We start from the raw sequence: 19,256 nt of genomic DNA, 5'->3' as shown, positions 1-19,256 counted from the left end.
GAGGAGGCATGGGTGGAGGACTTCGAGGAATTCGTGCGGGTGCGGTCGAACGCGCTCGCGCGTACCGCATACCTGCTCACCGGTGACCGGCATCAGGCCGAGGAGCTGCTGCAGGACACCCTGTCGCGGGTGGCGGAACGATGGCGGGCCGTGGTCCGCGGCGGCGATCCGGAGCCGTATGTGCGGCGCATGCTGTACACCCGCGCGGTCGACGGCTGGCGCAGCCGCCGGCGCCGGCAGGGGCTGCAGGAGGCGGCCGCGCAGCAGCGGCCGGAGCTGCGTGGTCACTCGGACGACGCGGAGGCGGTGACCCGGCGGCTGGTGCTGCGCGACGCGCTCGCCCGGCTGACCCCGCGCCAGCGTGCCGTCCTGGTGCTGCGTTTCTACGAGGACCTCACCGAGGTGCAGACCGCCGAGGCGATGAACTGCTCGGTGAACACCGTCAAGTCGCAGACCCGGCACGCGCTGGAGCGCCTGCGGCAGCTCGCTCCCGAACTCGCCGACACGTTCGGTCCCGGCATCCCGGTGGAGGCACGATGACCAGCAGACTGCGTGACGCGTTCGACGACCTGACCACCGACGTCGCCCCGTTCGTGGTCGGCGACGACCTGGGCCGCACCGCGTGGCGCGCCGGACGCCGCCGCCGCGCCCGGCGCCTGCTGACCACCTCGGGTCTGGCGGTGGCGGCCGTGGCGCTGCTCGCCGTGGCCGCGCCGCCCTGGGCGACGGGTCGGCACGCGCTGCCGCCGGCGACCGGCGACGGCACCGGGCTGACCGGCTACCCGTCGCGGGTCGTGGCCCAGGCGCAGATCGGCGTGCTGCCAGAACGGCCCGGCCCGGTCGCGGGAGTGGTGGACATCGTCGACGAGGACGGTGCCCGCAGCGGCTGGCACGCGCTGTCCGAACGCGGCCGGCTCTGGCGGCTGGACCGCGCCAACGGCGCGAGCGACTGGCCCGCGCTGTCGCGAGACGGTCGCCGCCTGGCCTACCTGGCCGGGCACGAGGGACCGTACGTGATCCGTGACCTGGTGACCGGCGCGACGACCCGGATGGACTCGCTGGGCGGGGAGACCAACGGCCAGTCCTCGCCGTACTGGGTGAGCAGCCAGAGCCCGAACTTCTGGTCCCCGGACGGCTCGCTCCTGCTGCTGCCCGGCGGCGACCGGGAACCGGGGACGCCCGGTGTGCTGCTGGTGAGCCCGGGGGGCTGGTCACGTTTCGTGCCGGGGGCGGGCCTGGGCTTCCCCGCCGGGTGGCTGGGCCAGGACCGGCTGGTGTGGGTGTCGGGGTCGAGCGACGATCCGACGGCGGTCGGCTACACCCTGACCGCGACGACGACCGATACCGACGGAACACCGCTGGCGTCGGTCACGCTGCGCCCCGCCCGGAACTGGCTGCCCGACAGCGGCCTCGGCCAGTGGTCTCCGGCGGTCTCGCCGGACGGCTCCGAGCTGCTGATCGTCGACCACCACCGCAACGGCACGGGGGCGGTGGTGCACCGGTTCTCACTGCGTGACGGGGGCGAGTCGGCTGCCTCCACGGTGGACGACGCGCAGACGCCGTGCGCGGCGAGCTGGGTGGGCGGCGTTCCGGCCGTGCCGGAGAACCTGCCGAACACCGGCGCGGGCAACGCCGCCACGGTGCTGCTGGAACCGGCCGGCCCGCGCCGCGTCGTGACCGCCGATCCGCTGCTGGACACGCGCTGCCTGATCTGGGCCTCCGACGCGCTCGCCGGGCAGCCGTACGAGCCGTCCGTGCCGTCGTGGACCGCCTGGTGGCCGGGGCTTCTGGCGGGGGTGCTCGGACTGGCGGTCCTGGTCGCGTTCCTGCTGTACCCGCGTCGGCGGCCGGCGCCGCCGTCGCCGGGCCGGGACCGGCCCGACGAGGCGGATCAGGCCTGACAGCCGGTCCCCGGTCGCGCCCAGCGGGGTGCGGCCGGAGACCGGCTGTCAGCGGGTCAGGCGATGGCGCAGGCGCTGCCGTTCAGGGTGAACGACGACGGTTTGCCGGTGTTGCCGGTGTGGTTGGCGTTGAACCCGATCGTGGTGCTCGCACCCGGGGCGAGGGTGCCGTTGTAGTTCAGGTTGCGTGCGGTCACCGCACCGCTGGTCGGCGAGTAGGTCGCGTTCCAGCCGGAGGTGATCGCCTGCCCGCCGGGCAGAGTGAACGCCAGCGCCCAGCCGTTGACCGTGGACGATCCGGTGTTCGTGATGGTGATGTTCGCGGTCAGGCCCGTGTTCCACGGGTTGACCGTGTACGCGATCCGGCACGCGCCCTGCGGCTGCGGGCTCGGCGACACGCTCGGCGACGGCGGTGCGCTGGGCGACGGCTGCGTACTCGGAGACGGCGACGGCTGCGTGCTGGGTGACGGGCTCGGCGGCGCGGAGGTGAGGCCGAAGAACTGGATCGCCATCAGGGCCTGGCCGCTCAGGGGCAGGTTGTGGCCGACTCCGGCGAGGCTGACACCCTCGACCGCGACGTTGACACCCGAGCCGCCGTAGCGGGTGCGGGTCCAGCCGGACTGCGGGGTGTCGGTGTACGTCGGGGTCTGGCTCAGGCCGTGCACGTTGGTCCACTGCTTGATCGCCTCGCCGAAGTTCGGGTAGCGCAGCGTCGTGTCGTCGGTGCCGTGGAACAACTGCATGCGCGGCCGAGGGCCGGTGTAGCCGGGGTAGGCCGCACGGACCTGGTCGCCCCACTGCTGGGCCGTCTTGATCAGCTGACCGTTGGCGCAGGTGCTGTTCCACATCGAGCCGTCGGTCGTGGCGAAGCACCCGAACGGCACGCCCATGAACGACGAGCCCGCCTTGAAGACGTCCGGGTAAGCCCCCAGCAGCACGTTGGTCATCATGCCGCCGGACGAGGCGCCGGTGGCGTAGACGCGGTTCGCGTCTCCGTCGCGGTTGGCGACGACCCAGCGCACCATCGACACGATGCCGAGCGAGTCGCTGCCGCCGTTGTGGGTCAGCGACGCCGACGACGACACGTCGAAGCACGCGCCGCTGCGCGTCGCCGACGGGTAGATCACGATGAACTTGTACTGGTCGGCGAGCTGCGCGAACTGGGTTCCCGAGTAGAAGGCCGGGCCGGTGCCGGTGCAGTAGTGCACGGCGACCACGACCGCGGGCCGGGTGCCGATGTTGTCGGGCACGTACAGGTGCATCCGCAGGTTGCTGGGGTTGGTCCCGAAGTTGGTGACCTCGGTCAGCGTCGCCGCCTGGGCCGGTGGTGAGGCGACGACGAGTCCCCCCACGACGGCCAGGGCCGATGCGGCGACCGCCAGCAGTGTCCTGACTCCTTTGCGCATGGTGTCTCCTCCCGCGACGGGGCAGCGCCGCTGAGAAACGTTTCCAATATGTAATCGAATGCATTCGCTCGAACCATAGGCGTCGATACGAAACGGGTCAAGCGGAGCCGCCGGCCGGTAGTTTCGGCGCACTCACCGCGCACGCCCATCCGCGTTGATCATGAACTTATGGCACGGCTCGACGGCGTGTCGGTGCCATAAGTTCATGATCAACGCGGATGGGGTGGGGCGGTGCTGGCGCGGATGACGAGGTCGGTGGCCAGTTCGATGCGCAGGCGGGGCGGGGTGTCGGCGGCGGCGAGGGTGAGGGCCAGGTCGGCGGCGGCGGCGCCCATCTCGGCCAGGGGCTGGCGGATCGTGGTCAGGGCGGGGCCGCTCCAGCGGGCGAACTCCAGGTCGTCGAAGCCGACCACGCTCAGGTCGTCGGGCACGCGGCGGCCGGCCCGGCGGGCCGCCTCGTACACGCCGAGGGCCAGCAGGTCGTTGCAGCAGAACACGGCCGTCGGCGGGGCGGCCAGGGCCAGCAGGTCGCGGCCGTGGCGCAGGCCGTCCTCGTAGGACAGCGAGCCCGTGCGCAGCAGCGCCGGCTCGACGGGCACTCCCGCGGCGTCCATCGCGGCCCGGAAGCCGTCGAGGCGGGCGCGGGCGGCGAGGAAGCCGGGCGGGCCCCCGATCATCGCGATCCGGCGGTGGCCCAGTTCCAGCAGGTGGCGGGTGGCGGTCAGGCCGCCGTTCCAGTTCGCCGCGCCGACCGAGGGCACGCTGTGCACCGGCTCGCCGGTCGGGTCCAGCGCCACCAGCGGGATGCCGCTGGCCGCGAGCCGGGCGTGCTCGCGGCGCATGGCCGCGCCGTACACCGCGATGACCGCGACCGGCCGCCGCCGCAGCACCTGGTCGAGCCAGCCGGGCGCCGACGCGGTCTCGGTGAACCCGACCGCGAGCTGCCGCGCGCCCGCGACCTGCGCGACCCCGCGCATGATCTCGATGGCCAGGTGGCTCTCCAGCGCCTGGAACGCGACCTCCAGCATCGGCGCCTGGGTGACCGCGTCCGGTCGGCGGTAGTCCTGCTCCCGCAGCACCTGCTCGACCCGTGCCCGGGTCTCGGCGGCCACTCCGGGATGCCCGTTGAGCACTTTGGACACCGTCGGCGCGGACACCCCGGCCAGCCGCGCGACGACCGCGACCGTGGTCTCCCCGCGCCGCCGCCCCCGCCGCGCGGCGGGCGCGCCCTTCTCGGCGCGCGCCGGGGCGAACTCCTTGGCCCTGCGCGCTGGGGCTGGGACCGCCACGGCCTCGCCGGAATACCCGGAACCGCCGGGCGGGGCCGGCGGTTCGGGCAGGTCGCGGCCTGTCACGGCCGGGTCGGTGGTGGTCACTGCGGGGCCGGGCGCTGGTGCGGCACGGCGGTCAGGCTCGGCGACCGGTACAGGTTGATCGCGCGCGAGGCGAGGTCGTTGACCGTCGAGGCGTTCGCCCATGCGCCGAACACGATCGCGGCGAACGGGATCGCCTTCGCGGCGACCTTGCGCACCGCCCGCATCCCGGCCATCTGCGCGAGCTTCCAGCTCAGCCGGCCCACCGCGCGGGTCACCGGGGCCCGGCCGGCGCTGGTGCCGACGCCCTTGGCCAGCGCCACCCCGACACCTTCGCGGCCCTGGGCGACGCCGAGGGCCAGCCGGGCCGCCTCGGTCGCCTTGTGCACCCGCTGCAGCACCAGCAGGTCGGTGGCCCGGTCGGGGTGGGTCGGGTCGACGCCGTACACGGCGGCCAGGTGCAGCACCAGGCGGCTCTGCGTCCAGGCCAGGGTGGCCAGGTCGGCGATCGCGCCGGGCAGGCCGACCGAGCCCGACACCGCGCCGGTGAACCGGGCGTGCCGCCGGAACCGCTTGACCGCGAGCTGCGCCAGGCCGTCGGGGTGCATGTGCGGGTATCGGGTGCGCATGCGCGCGACCCAGGCCGCGGCCTGCGGCCCGATCCGGGCCACCGCCTCCAGCGCCAGATGTTCCGGGGCGTACTGGGGGTCGGCCTTCATGCGCTGCCACAGCCCCGGCGGCGGGGCGTCGCGGACATCGAGTTCGGCGTCGGCCGGCGCGAACGCGCCCGGTTCGGTCATCGCAGTACCTCCGCGAGGTCGAGCAGGGACTCCTCCGTGCCGGGTGCGCCGACCAGGCACAGCCCGACGGGCAGGCCGTCGACGGCCGCCCCGGGAACGCTGAGCGCGGGCAGGCCGACGACGCTGGAGATGCCGGTCAGGCCGAGGATCGGGGCGCGCAGCGGGCCGGTGTCGGCACCGCGCGCCGGGGCGGGCGCGGGCGCGGTCGGGATGACCAGCACCGCGCCGTCGAGCAGCTGCGCCATCGCGGTGCGGACCGCGGTGATCTCCCGGTCGGCGGCGATCAGTTCCGGGTGGGTGCGTTCGGCCGCCACGCGCACCCGCTCGCCCACCCCGGGGCCGAAGACCGGGTCGTGCTGCCGCACCCATTCGCCGTGGCGCTGCCAGAACTCCCAGCCGGTACGGACCGCGTACGCGAACCGGTAGTCCGGGGCGGGAGCCGAGCCCCACAGCGGCTTCTCGTCGCAGGGCAGTGTCGCGGCGAGCCGCTCCAGGGCCGGTTGCAGCGCCTGGCGCACCGCCGGTTCGGCGAGCTCCCACAGGTCGGCCGGGGCGACGAGCCCGCGGATCGGGGTGGTGTCGGGGCCGCCGGTCAGCAGCACACCGGTCGCCGTGCGCAGCAGCGCCAGGTCACGGGTGAGCAGGCCGGGCACGTCGAACGAGCCGCACAGCGGCACGACCCCGGCCCGGCTGACCCGGCTGTGGCTTGGCCGCAGGCCGTACAGGCCGCACCAGCCGGCGGGGATGCGCACCGAACCGCCGGTGTCGGTGCCCAGCCCCAGGTCGGCCGAGCCCTCCGCGACCGCGGCGGCGGTGCCGTTGGACGAGCCGCCGGTGATGTGCCCGGGTGCGGCCGGGTTGTCGGGTGCGCCGTAGTGCGCATTGGTGCCGAACAGGCTGTACGCCATCTCGTCGGTGTGCGTCTTGCCGACGATGCGCGCGCCCGCGCCGGTCAGCACGGCCACCGCCGCGGCGTCCCGGGTCGCGGGTGGATGGGTGGCGAGCCAGGTGGGGTTGCCGGCGCCGGTGGGCAGGCCGGCGACGTCGAACAGGTCCTTGACGGCCAGGCGCACGCCGTGCAGCGGACCGCCGGTTTCGGGGCGCGGCGGGATCTCGTTCACCCAGGGCACGTACGGGCCGGGGATCGGCAGCTCGGTCATCGGCACTCTCCTACCACGAACGCCCGGCCGGACCGGCGGGCGCACCACGTAGCTTAAATGCCTATGGCCCCCGTGCTCAGTCGTCAAACACTCAACCGCGCCCTGCTGTCGCGCCAACTGCTGCTGCGACGTGCGCGGACCCCGGTGCACGAGGCGGTAGCGCACCTGTTCGGACTGCAGGCGCAGGCGCCGAACCCGCCGTACGTCGCGCTGTGGAACCGGCTCGAAGACTTCGCGCCGGGCGAGCTGTCGCAGCTGATCACCGACCGGCGGGTGGTCCGCATCTCGCTGATGCGCTCGACGATCCACCTGGTCACCGCCGAGGACTGCCTGGCGCTGCGACCGGTGCTGGCCGCGTCCATGGAGCGCGGGCTGGCCGCCGGGTACGGCAAGCAGCTGGCCGGGCTGGACCTGGACGCGGTCGCCGCGCACGGCCGGGAGCTGGTCGAGCAGCGGCCGCTCACCTGGGCCGAACTCGGCGCCCTGCTGGCGGAACGCTTTCCGGGCTACGAGGCGGGTGCGCTGGCTCCGGTGGTGCGCACCCGGGTGCCGCTGGTGCAGGTGCCGCCGCGCGGGCTGTGGGGATCGAGCGGGCAGGCCGCGCACACCTCGGCCGAGTCGTGGCTGTCGGCCGCGCTCGCCGAGCCGTCGGCCGAGGACATGGTGCTGCGCTACCTGGCCGCGTACGGCCCGGCGAGCGTGCGCGACGTGCAGGCCTGGGCGGGGATGACCCGGCTGAAGGAGGTCGTCGAGCGGCTGCGGCCGCGGCTGCTGACGTTCCGCGACGAGCAGGGCGTCGAGCTGTTCGACCTGCCCGACGCGCCCCGGCCGGACGCGGACGAGCCCGCGCCGGTGCGGCTGCTGGGCGAGTTCGACAGCGTGCTGCTGGCGCACGCCGACCGCACCCGGATCATCTCCGACGAGCACCGCAAGCGCATCTTCACGATCAACGGCATCATCCGCGCGACCGTCCTGATCGGCGGGTCCGTCGCCGGGATGTGGCGCATCGAGCGCGAACGCGGCCGTGCGCTGCTGGCCGTCGAGCCGTTCACGGAGTTCGGCGCCGCCGACCGTGAGGCGGTTCTGGCGGAGGGGGCGCGGCTGCTGGCCTTCGCCGCCCCGGACGCGGCGACGCGCGAGGTCCGGATCGCCTGAGAAACTGTCACTTACCGTACTGCCCCGACTCTGCTGGGTAGCTGACAGACAACGGTCCGGCCCTCGGCCGCCACCTACCGTTACCGGCGAGCGACCTCACGCTCATCGATCTCAGGGAGAGTGGTTCCGATGTCCATCGACGCGCACAGCCCTGTTCGACGCGGCCGGCCGACCCGGCTGGTCGCGACACTGCTCGCGGCGACGCTGCTCGCGCTCGGCCTTTCCGTCACCGCCAACGTCGTGACGGCGACGCCCGCGCATGCCCTCTGCGTCACCCCGGTGATGGAGGGCGACTGGCACAACATCGACCCCGCCACCAGGTCCATCGTCCGTACGCAGCTGCAGTTCGTGTGCAACGACGTGATCACCTGCGACGCGGACACCGGCATCTGCACCGGCGGGACCAGCTACTACCGGATCCGCCCGTGGGGCGCCTGCACCCCGGCCTGCGACTGGGGATGGCGCAACACGGTCCGGGAGAGCGACGGCTGGGTCAGGACGCAGTACGTCTACAGCTACAAGACGGTGGACGTGTGGGCCCGCACCGAGGCCTGGTACGGATTGACCTACCTGCGGGTGTGGACCAACAACGACTTCACCGCCGCCGACGGCCGCGCCGACTACACGACCAACGACTGGTTCCTGCGGTGACGGCGTCGCCGGCGGGAGCCACCGCTCCCGCCGGCGCCACCGCGATCAGTGGTGCCCGCCGTGGGCCAGGTGCGAGGGGTGGTCGATGACCCCGGGCTTGCCGCCCGGCGGCACCACCACGAACTGGCCCATCATCCCGGCGTCCTCGTGGAAGAGCACGTGGCAGTGGAACATGTACGGGGTGTTCGGATCCGCGAAATCGCTGAACCTCATGATCAGCTCAAAGGTGACGTCGCCCGGCAGGTAGATCGTGTCCTTCCAGCCGGACAACTGCGGCGGCGGCGCGGCCCCGTCCCGGGTGAGCACCTGGAACTGCACGTCGTGAACGTGCAGGCTGTGCGGCTCGCCGTCGTTGTTGACGACCTTCCAGATCTCCACGCTGTCGCGCTCCGGCGCGAAGTCGATCCGGGTCATCTCCATCTGCCTGCTGTTGATCGCGTGCCCGCTGAGCCGGAACGGCCGCTGCTGCACCGCGTCCTCGCGGGCCAGCCGGGGGACCTCCACGAGCCGCTGCGGCACGGCCGGGCGCGGTGCCAGCGTGCCCGCCGCGCGCAACTGGAGCACGTCCAGGGTGTCCGCGCCACCGGTGAACCGGCCGAACGGACCCGTGCCCAAATCCTGCGGGTAGCTGCGCAGCACCGCGCGCTCGCCGGGCTTCATCGTCACCACGATCTCCGCGCGCTCGCCGGGCGACAGCATGATCCGGTCGGTGTCGTACGCCGAGGACAGCAGCCCGCCGTCCGTGCCGACCAGGGCGAACCTGCGATCGTCGGCGAACCCGAAGTCGTAGACCCGGGCGTTGGACCCGTTGAGCAGGCGCAGCCGCACCCGCTCGGTGGTGACGTCGAGGTAGGGCCCGACGGTGCCGTTGACCGCGACGGTGTCACCGAGCACACCGACCCCGCTCATGAACCCGGGGGTGTCGTCGAGCTTGCCGCTGCCGTCGAACTTCCTGTCCTGCACGATCAGCGGGACGTCGTCGACGCCGTACTCGTGCGGCAGCGCGTCCACCGACGTCGCCGGGTCGTCGACGATGAACATGCCGGCCAGGCCCCGGTAAACGTGCTTGGCGGTCTCGCCGTGCAGATGCGGGTGGTACCACAGCGTCGCCGCGGGCTGGTCGACCTTCCAGGTCGGCGACCAGGCCTTGCCCGGCCCCACCAGCTGGTGCGGCCCGCCGTCGGCCGCGGCGGGCAGGTGCATGCCGTGCCAGTGCACCGTGGTCGTCTGGTCCAGCGCGTTGGTGACGTTGACCTGGACCTGCTCGCCGCGGGCCGCCCGCAGCGTCGGGCCGAGCACGTCGCCGTTGAAACCCCAGGTCGGGGTCTGCCCGTGACCGAAGTCATGGGTGCCCGCCTGCGCCTTGAGATCGAACACCCGGCGGCCGGACTCCATCCGCGACGGCGCCAGCGGCGGCACCGCCAGCGGCCGGGTGAAGTCGACCGCGTCGGCCGTCGAGATCACCTGCGAGTTCCACAGCCACACACCGGCTCCGGCGCAGACCGTGCACAGCAGCAGCACCACCACGCCGACGACCGCCAGCACCCTCCTGAGGCGCACCCTGACCAGCTCCCTTCCCCGAGTCCCGGTAAGCGCAGACAGGGTGCCGGGGCGGGTGCGGCCGCGTCGAGGGATCGAGGGCGATACCCGGGAGGAGCCAGGGACAACCCTGGCTCTGTGGCTGAGTTCACCAGGGGAACCCGGACGGGTTCTCCCGTGAGAGCGTTTACCGTCGAACGGTGACCGCGACACCCCCCGCCGAAACCGCCACGACCCGCGCACCGTGGCCGATGGCGGGCCTGCTCGTGGTGGCCGCGGGCACCTTCCTGTCGGTGACGACCGAGATGCTGCCGATGGGCCTGCTCAGCTCGATCAGCCGGGACCTCGACGTGTCCGAGCCCACCGTGGGCCTGCTCGTCACCGGGTACGCCCTGATGGTGGCGCTGTTCGCCGCACCGCTGGGGCGGCTCACCGCCCGCTTCCCGCGCCGCGGGCTGCTGGTCGGCGCGCTCGTCGCCTACGCCGCCAGCAACGTGATCATGGCGTTGAGCACGGTGTACCCGCTCGCGGCAGCGGCCCGGCTGCTCGGCGGACTGACCCACGGCGCGTTCTGGGCCATGGTCGCCGGGTACGTCGCCCGCATGGTCACCCCCGACCGGGTCGGTCGCGCGGTGACCCTGGTGTTCACCGGCGGCACCGTCGCGATCCTGGTCGGCGTGCCCGCCGGCACCGCGCTCGGCGTCGCCGTCGGCTGGCGGGCCACCTTCGCCGTGCTCGCCGGGATCGCGCTGTTGCTGGCCTTCGTCGGCTGGCGGCTGCTGCCCGACTACCCCGGCGAGCTGTCGGGTCAGGGCATGAGCCTGCTGCGGGTGCTGCGTACGCCGTCGGTCGCGATCGTCGTGGTCACCACCGCGGTGACCATGCTGGGCTACTTCGGCTTCTACACCTACATCTCGCCGTTCCTGCAGTCCACGGGCCTGAGCGAGGCGGCACTGAGCCCGGCGCTGCTCGGTTACGGCGCAGCCGGCGCGGTCGGCCTGCTCGCCGCCGGACTGCTGGTGGACAAGCGTCCCCGGTTCGCGATGCTGGCGGGCACCGTCACGCTCACCGCCGCACTGATCGTGCTGAGCATGTCCGGCCACTCCCCCGCGCTGGCCGTGGCCGCGGCGGCCGTCGCGGGCATGGCGCTCAACGCGCTGGCCACGCTGGTGCAGGCGGCGATTCTGCGGGCCGCCCCGGCGGGCGCCGCCGACACCGCAGCCGCGCTGAACGCCTCCGCGTTCAACGTCGGCATCGGCGGTGGCGCGCTGGTCGGCGGCCTGGTGCTCGCCGGCTGGGGTCCGGGCGCGCTGCCGCTGGTCGCCGCGCTGCTGACCTGCGCGGGAGTGTGCGGCGTGGCGTACGGGCGGCGGGAGGGCTTCCCGGCCACGGTGCCCTCGTCGGCGAGCTGAGCCGAACGACAACCCGGATGCGCCCGCACGCCGCACACCACTAAACTGCGAACAGCGTTCGCTGTTTTAGGGAAGGGAGCGGCCATGCAACACGTCACGGCGCCCGACGGCGCGACGATCGCCCTGCACTCGACCGGCACCGGGCCGGGCGTCGTGCTGGTGCACGGCGGCGGGGTCACCATCGAGGAGTACCGGCGGCTGATCGCCCGGCTGTCCGACCGGTTCACCGTGCACGCCTACAACCGGCGCGGGCGGCTGGACGCCCCCGCCCGGCGCGAGCCGTACTCCGTGGAGCACGAGATCGACGACCTCGGCGCGGTGCTGGAGCACACCGGAGCACGCAACGTCATCGGGCACAGCTACGGCGGATTCGTCGCGCTGCGGGCCGCGCTGCGCCTGCCGATCGAGCGGCTCGCCCTCTACGACGCGGCGTTGTACATCGACGGCACGCCGGACGGGGCATACCTCGACGCCCTGGACGAGGCGCTGGACGCGGGCAGGACCGCCCGTGCCGTCGCGATCGTGGCAGCCGGGGTCAACACCCACTCCGCAGTGTCGCGGTGGCCGCTGAGCGTGCGCACCGCGATCTGCCGCGTGTTCCTGCGCACCCCGATCGGCCGCAGGATGGGCGACCTGCTGCCGATGACCATGTTCGAGATCCGGCAGGTGCAGGCCCACGGAGGCTCCGCCGACGCTTACGCCGGGGTGACCGCCGACGTGCTGCTCGCGTGCGGTGCCAGCGCGCCCGGCTACTTCGAGGAGCACCACGCGAAGCTGGCCCGGGTCATCGCCCGCGCCCGCACGATGGTCGTCCCCGGGGCCCGCCACGACGCCATCGCCATCGCCCCGCCCCGGCTCGTCGACCCCATCGCCGACTTCCTCACCGCACCCCTGACCGCGAGCGCGTGAGCTGACACCGCACCGCTCCCACCCCGCCCCCTGCGTGCCAGGACGGCGGGGTGCGGGCAGAATGTCTCACCGTGACGACGTCCATTGCGCAGCGCATTGCCGAGGAACTCGGCGTACGGCAGAACCAGGTGAACGCGGCGGTCGAGCTGCTCGACGGCGGATCGACCGTCCCGTTCATCGCCCGGTACCGCAAGGAGGTCACCGGCGAGCTGGACGACGCCCAGCTGCGCACCCTCGAGGAGCGGCTGCGCTACCTGCGTGAGCTGGAGGAGCGCCGGTCGACGATCCTGGAGTCGATCCGCTCGCAGGGCAAGCTCGACGACGCCCTCGAAGCGCTGATCAACGGGGCGGACTCGAAGGCACGGCTGGAGGACATCTACCTGCCGTACAAGCCCAAGCGCCGCACCAAGGCGATGATCGCGCGCGAGGCGGGCCTGGAGCCGCTGGCCGACCTGCTGCTCGGCGACCCGTCGCACGACCCGCAGACGGCCGCCGCGGGCTTCGTCGACGCCGACAAGGGCGTCGCCGACCCGGCCGCCGCGCTGGAGGGCGCGCGGGCCATCCTGGTCGAGCGCTTCGGCGAGAACGCCGACCTGATCGGCGCGCTGCGCGAGCAGATGTGGACCCGCGGGCGCATCGTGTCGAAGATGCGCGACGGCAAGGCCGAGGACGGCGCGAAGTTCTCCGACTACTTCGACTTCTCCGAGCCGTACGCCAAGCTGCCCAGCCACCGCATCCTGGCCATGTTCCGCGGGGAGAAGGAGGAGGTGCTCGACCTGGTCATGGAGCCGGACGAGCCCGCCGCCGAGGGCGCGCCCGCCGGGCCGAGCATCTTCGAGCAGCGCATCGCCGCCGCGTTCGGCATCAGTGACCGCGGCCGCCCGGCCGACAAGTGGCTGGGCGACACCGTGCGCTGGGCCTGGCGCACCCGCATCCTGGTGCACCTGGGCCTGGACCTGCGCACCCGGCTCTGGGCCGCCGCCGAGGAGGAGGCCGTCCGGGTCTTCGCGATGAACCTGCGCGACCTGCTGCTGGCCGCCCCGGCCGGCACCCGCGCCACGATGGGCCTGGACCCCGGCTACCGCACCGGCGTGAAGGTCGCCGTCGTCGACGCCACCGGCAAGGTCGTCGCCCACGACACCATCTACCCGCACGTGCCGCACAACCGCTGGAACGAGTCCCTGGCCACGCTCGCCAAGCTGGCGCAGGCGCACAACGTCGAGCTGATCGCGATCGGCAACGGCACCGCCTCGCGGGAGACCGACAAGCTCGCCGTCGACCTCATCAAGCTCGCGCCGCAGCTGAACCTGACGAAGATCGTCGTCTCCGAGGCGGGCGCGTCGGTGTACTCGGCCTCGGCGTACGCCTCGCAGGAGCTGCCCAGCCTCGACGTGTCGATCCGCGGCGCGGTCTCCATCGCCCGCCGTCTGCAGGACCCGCTCGCCGAACTGGTGAAGATCGACCCGAAGTCCATCGGCGTCGGGCAGTACCAGCACGACCTGTCCGAGGTGAAGCTGTCGCGCTCGCTGGACGCGGTGGTCGAGGACTGCGTGAACGGCGTCGGCGTCGACGTGAACACCGCCTCCGCGCCGCTGCTGGCCCGGGTATCCGGCATCAGCACCGGCCTGGCCGAGAACATCGTGCTGCACCGCGACGCCAACGGCCCGTTCCGCTCGCGTACCGCGCTCAAGGAGGTCGCGCGGCTGGGCCCGAAGGCGTTCGAGCAGTGCGCGGGCTTCCTGCGCATCCCCAACGGCGACAACCCGCTCGACGCCTCCAGCGTGCACCCGGAGGCGTACCCGGTGGTGCAGCGCATCCTGAAGAACAACGGCATCGAAATGCCCAAGCTGATCGGCAACGGCTCGCTGCTGCGCACCCTCAAGCCGGCCGAGTACGCCGACGACGTGTTCGGCCTGCCGACCGTCACCGACATCATCAAGGAGCTGGAGAAGCCCGGCCGGGACCCGCGTCCCGCCTTCAAGACCGCGTCCTTCAAGGACGGTGTCGAGAAGATCGGCGACCTGCAGCCCGGCATGCTGCTGGAGGGCGTCGTCACCAACGTCGCCGCGTTCGGCGCGTTCGTCGACATCGGCGTGCACCAGGACGGCCTGGTCCACGTGTCGGCGATGTCGCGGACCTTCGTCAGCGACCCGCGCGAGGTGGTCAAGTCCGGCGACGTGGTCAAGGTCAAGGTGCTGGACGTCGACATCCCGCGCAAGCGCATCTCGCTGACCCTGCGCCTGGAGGACGAGGCGGCCCCCGCCGGCTCCGCGCGCCAGGGCGGCGGTGGCGGTGGCGACCGTGGTCAGCGCGGCGGCGGTCAGCGCGGCGGCGGCTCCGGTGGCGGTCAGCGCGGTGGACAGGGCGGTGGCCAGGGCGGCCAGCGCGGCGGGCAGCCCCGCCAGCAGCGCAGCGAGCCGGTCGGCAACAGCGCGATGGCCGACGCCCTGCGCCGCGCCGGGCTCGACAAGCTCCGCTAAGCGAACCTGTCGCGCTGGCCACCTCCCGGCTCGCGACGCACCGTCATCAGTAGACGTTGGCCTATCTCGTCGATTTCGATCTCGAAATAGTCGACCAGATAGGCCAACGTCTATGTGGTGGGCGGGTAGGCCGGGTGACTGTCGTGGCATTCGGCCACCGGCAGCGCCGCGCTCACTCGGGAACGAGCTCGCGGCACCGGCGCAGCACGGCGGCGGCCACCGGCGTGTCCCGCCCGGCCAGCCCCGCCGCGAGTTCGGCGATCGTCGCCGCTGCTCGGGCCGGTTCCCCAGCAGCCACCGCCGCCTCGGCCAGCACCAGGACCGCGTCGGCCGCCCACGCCCAGATGCCCTTGCCCCGGACCAGCGACACCGCCTCGGTGGCGTGCCACACGGCCTCGTCCGGACGCCGGTCGAGCAGCAGCCGCGCCGCCGCCGACAGCGCCTGCACCAGCGGCCAGACCGCGCCGACCCGCCGCGCCTCGGCGATGACCTCGCCCAGCGCACGCTCGGCCGCCTCGGCGTCGCCCTCCCCGGCCGTCATGGCCAGCACCGTGGCCAGCTCGGCTCGCGCGTCGAGCGTGGTGACCGGCATCCGCTCGGTGGCGGCGATCAGCCGGGTGAACCGCTCGGCCAGCCCGGACAGCCGTCCCTCGGCCCGGTCCAGGGACAGCGCGGTCGCCTCGACCAGCGCGCTCAGCCGCTCATACCCGGTCTGCGCCACCAGCTCCCGGCCGTCGGCGAGCAGCGTGGCGGCCTGTTCGAGGTATCCGGCGTGCAGCGCGCCCTGTGCCCAGTTCAGGCAGGCGCGCGCGTGCTCGCGGGGCCGGTCGGCCAGCTCCGTGCAGGCGCGCAGTTCGCCGATGACCGCGTTCGACGGGCCCGCCGAGGAGAACGCCGCGACCGAGGGGCTCTCGACCGTCTTGACGGTGGCCGCCGACAGCGTCGCCGTAGCCGCACCGGTGGCGAGGTATGCCAGCACCCGCGCCCCGTCGACCTCGTCGATGTGCACGGTCGGCACGCTGTGCGTGTCGGCGCTGAGCGAGCCCAGCTCGTCGTTGTACAGCACCATGCCGACGCCGCCCGCCCGGGCCACGGTCAGGCTCTTGTCGGTGCGTGCGATGTCGCCGCGCAGGCAGACCACGATCGCGCCCGTGACCTTCGCCGGGTCGAGCGTGCCGTCGACGCAGCGCTCGGCGTTGTAGGCGTCGTTCGGGTCCAGCGCACTGTCCTTCGCCGAGACCAGCCGCACCGGGCCGACGCCGCTGCCGCCGAGGCCCGCGCCGATGAGCACGGCGCCGTCGCCGAGGGTGAGGGTCCGCGCGCGCATCCGGTCGGTGGTGCTCGCGGCCACCGTGGTCACCCACGGCGTGGAGTTGTCCACGGTGCCCTCGTGCGGTCCGGCGTTGCCCGCGGCGGCCGACACGAACACACCGGCCGCGGCGGCGTTGAAGAACGCGGCGTCGATCGCGCCGAAGTACTCGCTGTCGTCGCCGACCGAGTAGTTGATCACGTCGACGCCGTCGGCGACCGCGTCGTCGATCGCGTGCACGATGTCGATCTCCGTGCCGGTCGCCCCGCCCTCGCCGGTGTCGTAGAGCGCCTTGTAGACCGCCAGTCGGGCGGCCGGGGCCATGCCCGAGATCCGGCCGAGGTCCTCCGTGCCCGCCTTCGCCGGTACGCCGTACAGCCCGGCGGCGGTGCTGGCGGTGTGGGTGCCGTGGCCGTTGCGGTCACGCGGCGAGGAGAACTCGTCGGGGAACGCCTCGGCGATGCCGCTGTCGTTGTACCAGCGCGCCCCGATCACCTTGTTGTTGCAGGTGACCGGCGCTTCCATACCGACGTCGCAGGTCCCCCGCCACTTCGCGTCGATGACCGCCTGGTCGGGGCGCGGCGTGGGCAGCGGCGCGAAGCTCGCGCTCTCCGGCCAGAAGCCGCTGTCGATGACGCCGACGATCACGCCCTCACCGGCGCGGGAGACGCCGCCGAACTGCTCGCGCCACACGCCGTCACGGCCGGTCAGGCCGAGGTAGTCCGGGGTGTGCGAGGTCATGGTGTGCACCTTGCGGTTGTCGTACACCGCCCGCACGCCCCGGGTCGCCCGCAGCCGCAGCGCTTGTGACCTGGTCAGCTCCATCGCGAACCCGTTGAACGCGGTGTCCAGGGTGACCCGCGGCCGGTCCTGCGGCACGCCGGCGTCCTTGAGCACCTGCTCCTGCTCGCGGCGCAGGTGCCCCCGATAGGCCTGCGCGCCGCCGGAGGTCCGGTTCAGCTTCGCCCCGGCTGCGGGCTTGGTCGCCGCGAACCCGGCCTCCCCACCGGCATACGTGGCCAGCGGCTCGCCGTCGAGCTGCACGAGGTAGCGGGCGGTCGGCTCGGTGGTCGGCGGAGCGGCCACGGCACTGCCCGACAGGCCCGCCAGGCCGGACCCGAGCAGCGCCGTGGCCACCAGCGCGCCGATCACCCGCCTGTTCCGTCCGGGACGTTGCACGATCCGATGTGGCATGTCGAGGTCCTCCGCATCCGGTGCCGAACACCACAGCTGGTGACGGTGGCGGAAAACCTAGGATCGAAATGGATCATCCGGAAGCACTCGTAACCTTGGCGTAACAATGGAAACAAGCACGTAACGTCAGCGGTACTTTGGATGTCATTTCGCGGCGGCCCGGAGGCCTTCCGCGCCTCGGTGTCACCGGGTCCACACGCAACGCAGTGACTTCAGCCGGCCCGCTTCCTGCCTCGGTGTCCGGCCACGACGAGAGCGACGCCACCGGCGACCGGGATGAGGCTGCCCACCCCGAACAGGATGTTGTTGCTCTTGCCGTCCTCGATGTCGGCGATCCGCACCTGCCGCAGCCGCACCTCGGCCTCCCCCCGCGACTCCGACAGCAACCACTCCGCCCTGGCCTGCTCGTCGACGAGCTGCGTGTACCCGTACACGGCCACCGCCCCGATCAGCAGCCCGAACCCGGCCAGCACCACTCCCAGCGCGTACCAGAGTCTCCACATGGCGTCCTCCTGCCTGTGCCGATGATGGGCGACCATAGGGCCGGTCCCGCCCGCATGACCCGGCCTCGGCGTGTGCCCGCAGGTGGCACCGCGGAACAGGTCCCCGGTGCGGGCCGGTACGGGAGGCAGGCGCGACCAGCGCCGGGTCATCGCGTCCGATCGCCCGGCGCTAACCTGCACCCCATGCATGGCCGCATCTGGTTCCCCGGCAATCCGTGGCCCGACGGCCACCGCGTCACCGAGTTCGACTGGACCGGGCGGCTGGACGACGACGGACACCTGTGGTTCGACCTGTCGCTGAGCACCGAGCTGTACGACGACAGCGGCGAACCCGCCACCCCAGGCGCCGACGACTTCAGCCACCCCGACGCGTGGCTCAACTACCACGCCTGCACGCTTTCCTCGACCAGGTGGGAGGAGGCGACCGGTGTGCCGGCCGCGACCCCGGGCAGCCCGTTCCGGCTCCACGACGCGCGCCCGCAGCGGCTGACCGCCGACCCGCTGCCGATCGAGGACCTCGACGCGCCGCCCGCGTTCCACGTCTACCTGCTCGGCCACGACTCCGTCGCCGACCACGACATCGTCTTCACCAGGCAGGAGACCGGCGTCCACACGATCGACTGGAACGGGCGCATCGCGCTGACGTACGCCGGGCAGGAGGAGTTCGCTTACCGGTTCCGCGCGCACGTCGAGGATGTCGTACTCAGCCATATCGCCGTTCCCAAGGCGATGCCCGACGCCGAGGCGCACGCGCGACTGGCACAGGTGACCGACGTCCCGGAGCAGTTCCACCTCAACGAGGCGGACGGCCGCCGCAGCTTCGTCCACACCCGCCGGTAGCGCCCGGCCGGGCCACGCCGACCCGCCCCGAACAGAGGTCGCAGCCTGCCCGGTGTCGGCTTGCCGATACCGCAGCCGCCTCGATCACCTCGTTGAACGGTCGAGTTTGGTCTATCGAGGAGGATCCGCGTGCGCGGACGGGCGAGCAGGGCGGGGCTGGCGGCGCTGGTGGGCGTGGCCGCGGCGTTCGGCGGGATGATCTCGGGCGGGTCGCCCGCCTGGGCCGATCACCACGTGACGGCGACGTACACCGCCACCGGTGGTGAGCAGGTCTGGAACGTCCCCGCGGGCGTGACGAACGTGCACGTCGTCGTGATCGGCGCACCCGGCGGGGGCGGCGACGGCAGCGGCGAGGACGGCCGCCCCGGCGCGCGGGTCGAGGCCGACCTGGCGATCCCGGCCGGTGTCACCAAACTGTGGGTCGAGGTCGGCGAGCGCGGCGGTGACGGCGGCGGCGGCGGATTCCCCGGCTTCGGTGGGGGCGGCGAGGCCGGGGCGGGCGCGCCGTTCAACGGCGGCGCGGGCGGCGGAGCCTCCGACATCCGCACCTGCTCGCTGGGCAGCCCGTGCGACTCGGCCGGATCGCGGCTGGTCGTCGCCGGTGGCGGGGGCGGCGGGGGCGGCGGCTGCTTCGCCGCGAGCTGCGCCCCGTCCGGGGACGGCGGCGAGTTGCCGGATGGGCGG

At 73.1% G+C, this 19,256-nt stretch carries 15 protein-coding genes and 1 pseudogene; 9 read left to right on the top strand and 7 right to left on the bottom strand.

The genetic code is table 11. The features are described from left to right. Positions 1-12 precede the first annotated feature (12 nt). Both AB0B66_RS07190 and AB0B66_RS07185 read left to right on the top strand, forming a co-directional pair. Entirely contained in the window at positions 13-540 is a 528-nt protein-coding gene (locus AB0B66_RS07190) for a SigE family RNA polymerase sigma factor (RefSeq protein WP_360524226.1), read from the top strand. Further along, on the top strand, positions 537-1,901 hold the full coding sequence (locus tag AB0B66_RS07185; RefSeq protein ID WP_360524223.1) for a hypothetical protein: 1,365 nt from the start codon (positions 537-539) through the stop codon (positions 1,899-1,901). Before AB0B66_RS07190 ends, AB0B66_RS07185 begins: the two co-directional genes overlap by 4 nt. 56 nt (positions 1,902-1,957) lie before the next feature. On the opposite strand, the gene AB0B66_RS07180 is transcribed toward AB0B66_RS07185, so the two are convergent. From AB0B66_RS07180 to AB0B66_RS07165, 4 genes are all read right to left on the bottom strand, one after another. Further along, complete coding sequence (locus AB0B66_RS07180) at positions 1,958-3,307, bottom strand: PHB depolymerase family esterase (RefSeq protein WP_360524221.1); 1,350 nt, start codon at positions 3,305-3,307, stop codon at positions 1,958-1,960. A gap of 209 nt (positions 3,308-3,516) precedes the next feature. Next, complete coding sequence (locus AB0B66_RS07175; RefSeq protein WP_360524219.1) at positions 3,517-4,662, bottom strand: substrate-binding domain-containing protein; 1,146 nt, start codon at positions 4,660-4,662, stop codon at positions 3,517-3,519. 17 nt (positions 4,663-4,679) lie between these two features. After that, positions 4,680-5,420, bottom strand: a complete 741-nt coding sequence (locus tag AB0B66_RS07170) for an EcsC family protein (RefSeq protein ID WP_360524217.1) — start codon at positions 5,418-5,420, stop codon at positions 4,680-4,682. Continuing rightward, complete coding sequence (locus AB0B66_RS07165) at positions 5,417-6,580, bottom strand: amidase family protein (RefSeq protein ID WP_360524214.1); 1,164 nt, start codon at positions 6,578-6,580, stop codon at positions 5,417-5,419. Before AB0B66_RS07165 ends, AB0B66_RS07170 begins: the two co-directional genes overlap by 4 nt. 63 nt (positions 6,581-6,643) lie before the next feature. Between AB0B66_RS07165 and AB0B66_RS07160 the strand changes: the two genes are divergently transcribed. Next, on the top strand, positions 6,644-7,735 hold the full coding sequence (locus tag AB0B66_RS07160) for a winged helix DNA-binding domain-containing protein (protein ID WP_360524211.1): 1,092 nt from the start codon (positions 6,644-6,646) through the stop codon (positions 7,733-7,735). Between the two features lie 129 nt (positions 7,736-7,864). After that, the gene (locus AB0B66_RS07155; RefSeq protein ID WP_360524208.1) at positions 7,865-8,386 is read left to right on the top strand and encodes a hypothetical protein; all 522 of its coding nucleotides are present in this window, start codon (positions 7,865-7,867) and stop codon (positions 8,384-8,386) included. Positions 8,387-8,431: 45 nt separating this feature from the next. On the opposite strand, the gene AB0B66_RS07150 is transcribed toward AB0B66_RS07155, so the two are convergent. Beyond that, positions 8,432-9,946 carry a multicopper oxidase domain-containing protein gene (locus AB0B66_RS07150; RefSeq protein ID WP_360524205.1) on the bottom strand — a complete coding sequence of 505 codons (1,515 nt, stop codon included), beginning with the start codon at positions 9,944-9,946 and terminating at the stop codon, positions 8,432-8,434. Between the two features lie 179 nt (positions 9,947-10,125). Here AB0B66_RS07150 and AB0B66_RS07145 point away from each other — a divergent pair, with 179 nt between their 5' ends. From AB0B66_RS07145 to AB0B66_RS07135, 3 genes are all read left to right on the top strand, one after another. Next, positions 10,126-11,337: an MFS transporter gene (locus AB0B66_RS07145; protein ID WP_360524202.1), complete on the top strand. Its 1,212-nt coding sequence runs from the start codon at positions 10,126-10,128 to the stop codon at positions 11,335-11,337. Positions 11,338-11,421: 84 nt separating this feature from the next. Continuing rightward, positions 11,422-12,246 (top strand): alpha/beta hydrolase, encoded by an 825-nt coding sequence (locus AB0B66_RS07140; protein ID WP_360524199.1) that lies wholly within the window; start codon positions 11,422-11,424, stop codon positions 12,244-12,246. Positions 12,247-12,317: 71 nt separating this feature from the next. Then, a complete protein-coding gene (locus AB0B66_RS07135) occupies positions 12,318-14,726 on the top strand; it encodes a Tex family protein (protein WP_360524196.1) in 2,409 nt (802 codons plus the stop codon). Between the two features lie 172 nt (positions 14,727-14,898). Here the strand turns inward: AB0B66_RS07135 and AB0B66_RS07130 are convergent, their stop codons facing one another. Together AB0B66_RS07130 and AB0B66_RS07125 are read right to left on the bottom strand one after the other, a co-directional pair. After that, positions 14,899-17,187: a S8 family serine peptidase gene (locus AB0B66_RS07130; RefSeq protein ID WP_360524193.1), complete on the bottom strand. Its 2,289-nt coding sequence runs from the start codon at positions 17,185-17,187 to the stop codon at positions 14,899-14,901. 254 nt (positions 17,188-17,441) lie between these two features. Next, on the bottom strand, positions 17,442-17,732 hold the full coding sequence (locus tag AB0B66_RS07125; RefSeq protein WP_360524190.1) for a hypothetical protein: 291 nt from the start codon (positions 17,730-17,732) through the stop codon (positions 17,442-17,444). A gap of 183 nt (positions 17,733-17,915) precedes the next feature. Here AB0B66_RS07125 and AB0B66_RS07120 point away from each other — a divergent pair, with 183 nt between their 5' ends. After that, positions 17,916-18,572 (top strand): hypothetical protein, encoded by a 657-nt coding sequence (locus tag AB0B66_RS07120; protein WP_360524187.1) that lies wholly within the window; start codon positions 17,916-17,918, stop codon positions 18,570-18,572. 129 nt (positions 18,573-18,701) lie between these two features. Then, a pseudogene (locus tag AB0B66_RS07115) lies at positions 18,702-19,256 on the top strand (hypothetical protein); the annotation flags it as partial.

Source organism: Catellatospora sp. NPDC049111 (assembly GCF_040648615.1).
In the GTDB taxonomy this organism is placed as follows: Bacteria; Actinomycetota; Actinomycetes; order Mycobacteriales; family Micromonosporaceae; genus Catellatospora; species Catellatospora aurea.
Note: the sequence above shows the minus strand (reverse complement) of the source record. Positions and strands in the feature narration are given on the sequence as shown.

Excerpts from the sequence above, each read along its gene's own strand:
- AB0B66_RS07185 (WP_360524223.1), top strand. The coding sequence starts at position 537 with ATGACCAGCAGACTGCGTGACGCGTTCGACGACCTGACCACCGACGTC.
- AB0B66_RS07180 (WP_360524221.1), bottom strand. The coding sequence starts at position 3,307 with ATGCGCAAAGGAGTCAGGACACTGCTGGCGGTCGCCGCATCGGCCCTG.
- AB0B66_RS07170 (WP_360524217.1), bottom strand. The coding sequence starts at position 5,420 with ATGACCGAACCGGGCGCGTTCGCGCCGGCCGACGCCGAACTCGATGTC.
- AB0B66_RS07165 (WP_360524214.1), bottom strand. The coding sequence starts at position 6,580 with ATGACCGAGCTGCCGATCCCCGGCCCGTACGTGCCCTGGGTGAACGAG.
- AB0B66_RS07160 (WP_360524211.1), top strand. The coding sequence starts at position 6,644 with ATGGCCCCCGTGCTCAGTCGTCAAACACTCAACCGCGCCCTGCTGTCG.
- AB0B66_RS07155 (WP_360524208.1), top strand. The coding sequence starts at position 7,865 with ATGTCCATCGACGCGCACAGCCCTGTTCGACGCGGCCGGCCGACCCGG.
- AB0B66_RS07140 (WP_360524199.1), top strand. The coding sequence starts at position 11,422 with ATGCAACACGTCACGGCGCCCGACGGCGCGACGATCGCCCTGCACTCG.
- AB0B66_RS07125 (WP_360524190.1), bottom strand. The coding sequence starts at position 17,732 with ATGTGGAGACTCTGGTACGCGCTGGGAGTGGTGCTGGCCGGGTTCGGG.
- AB0B66_RS07120 (WP_360524187.1), top strand. The coding sequence starts at position 17,916 with ATGCATGGCCGCATCTGGTTCCCCGGCAATCCGTGGCCCGACGGCCAC.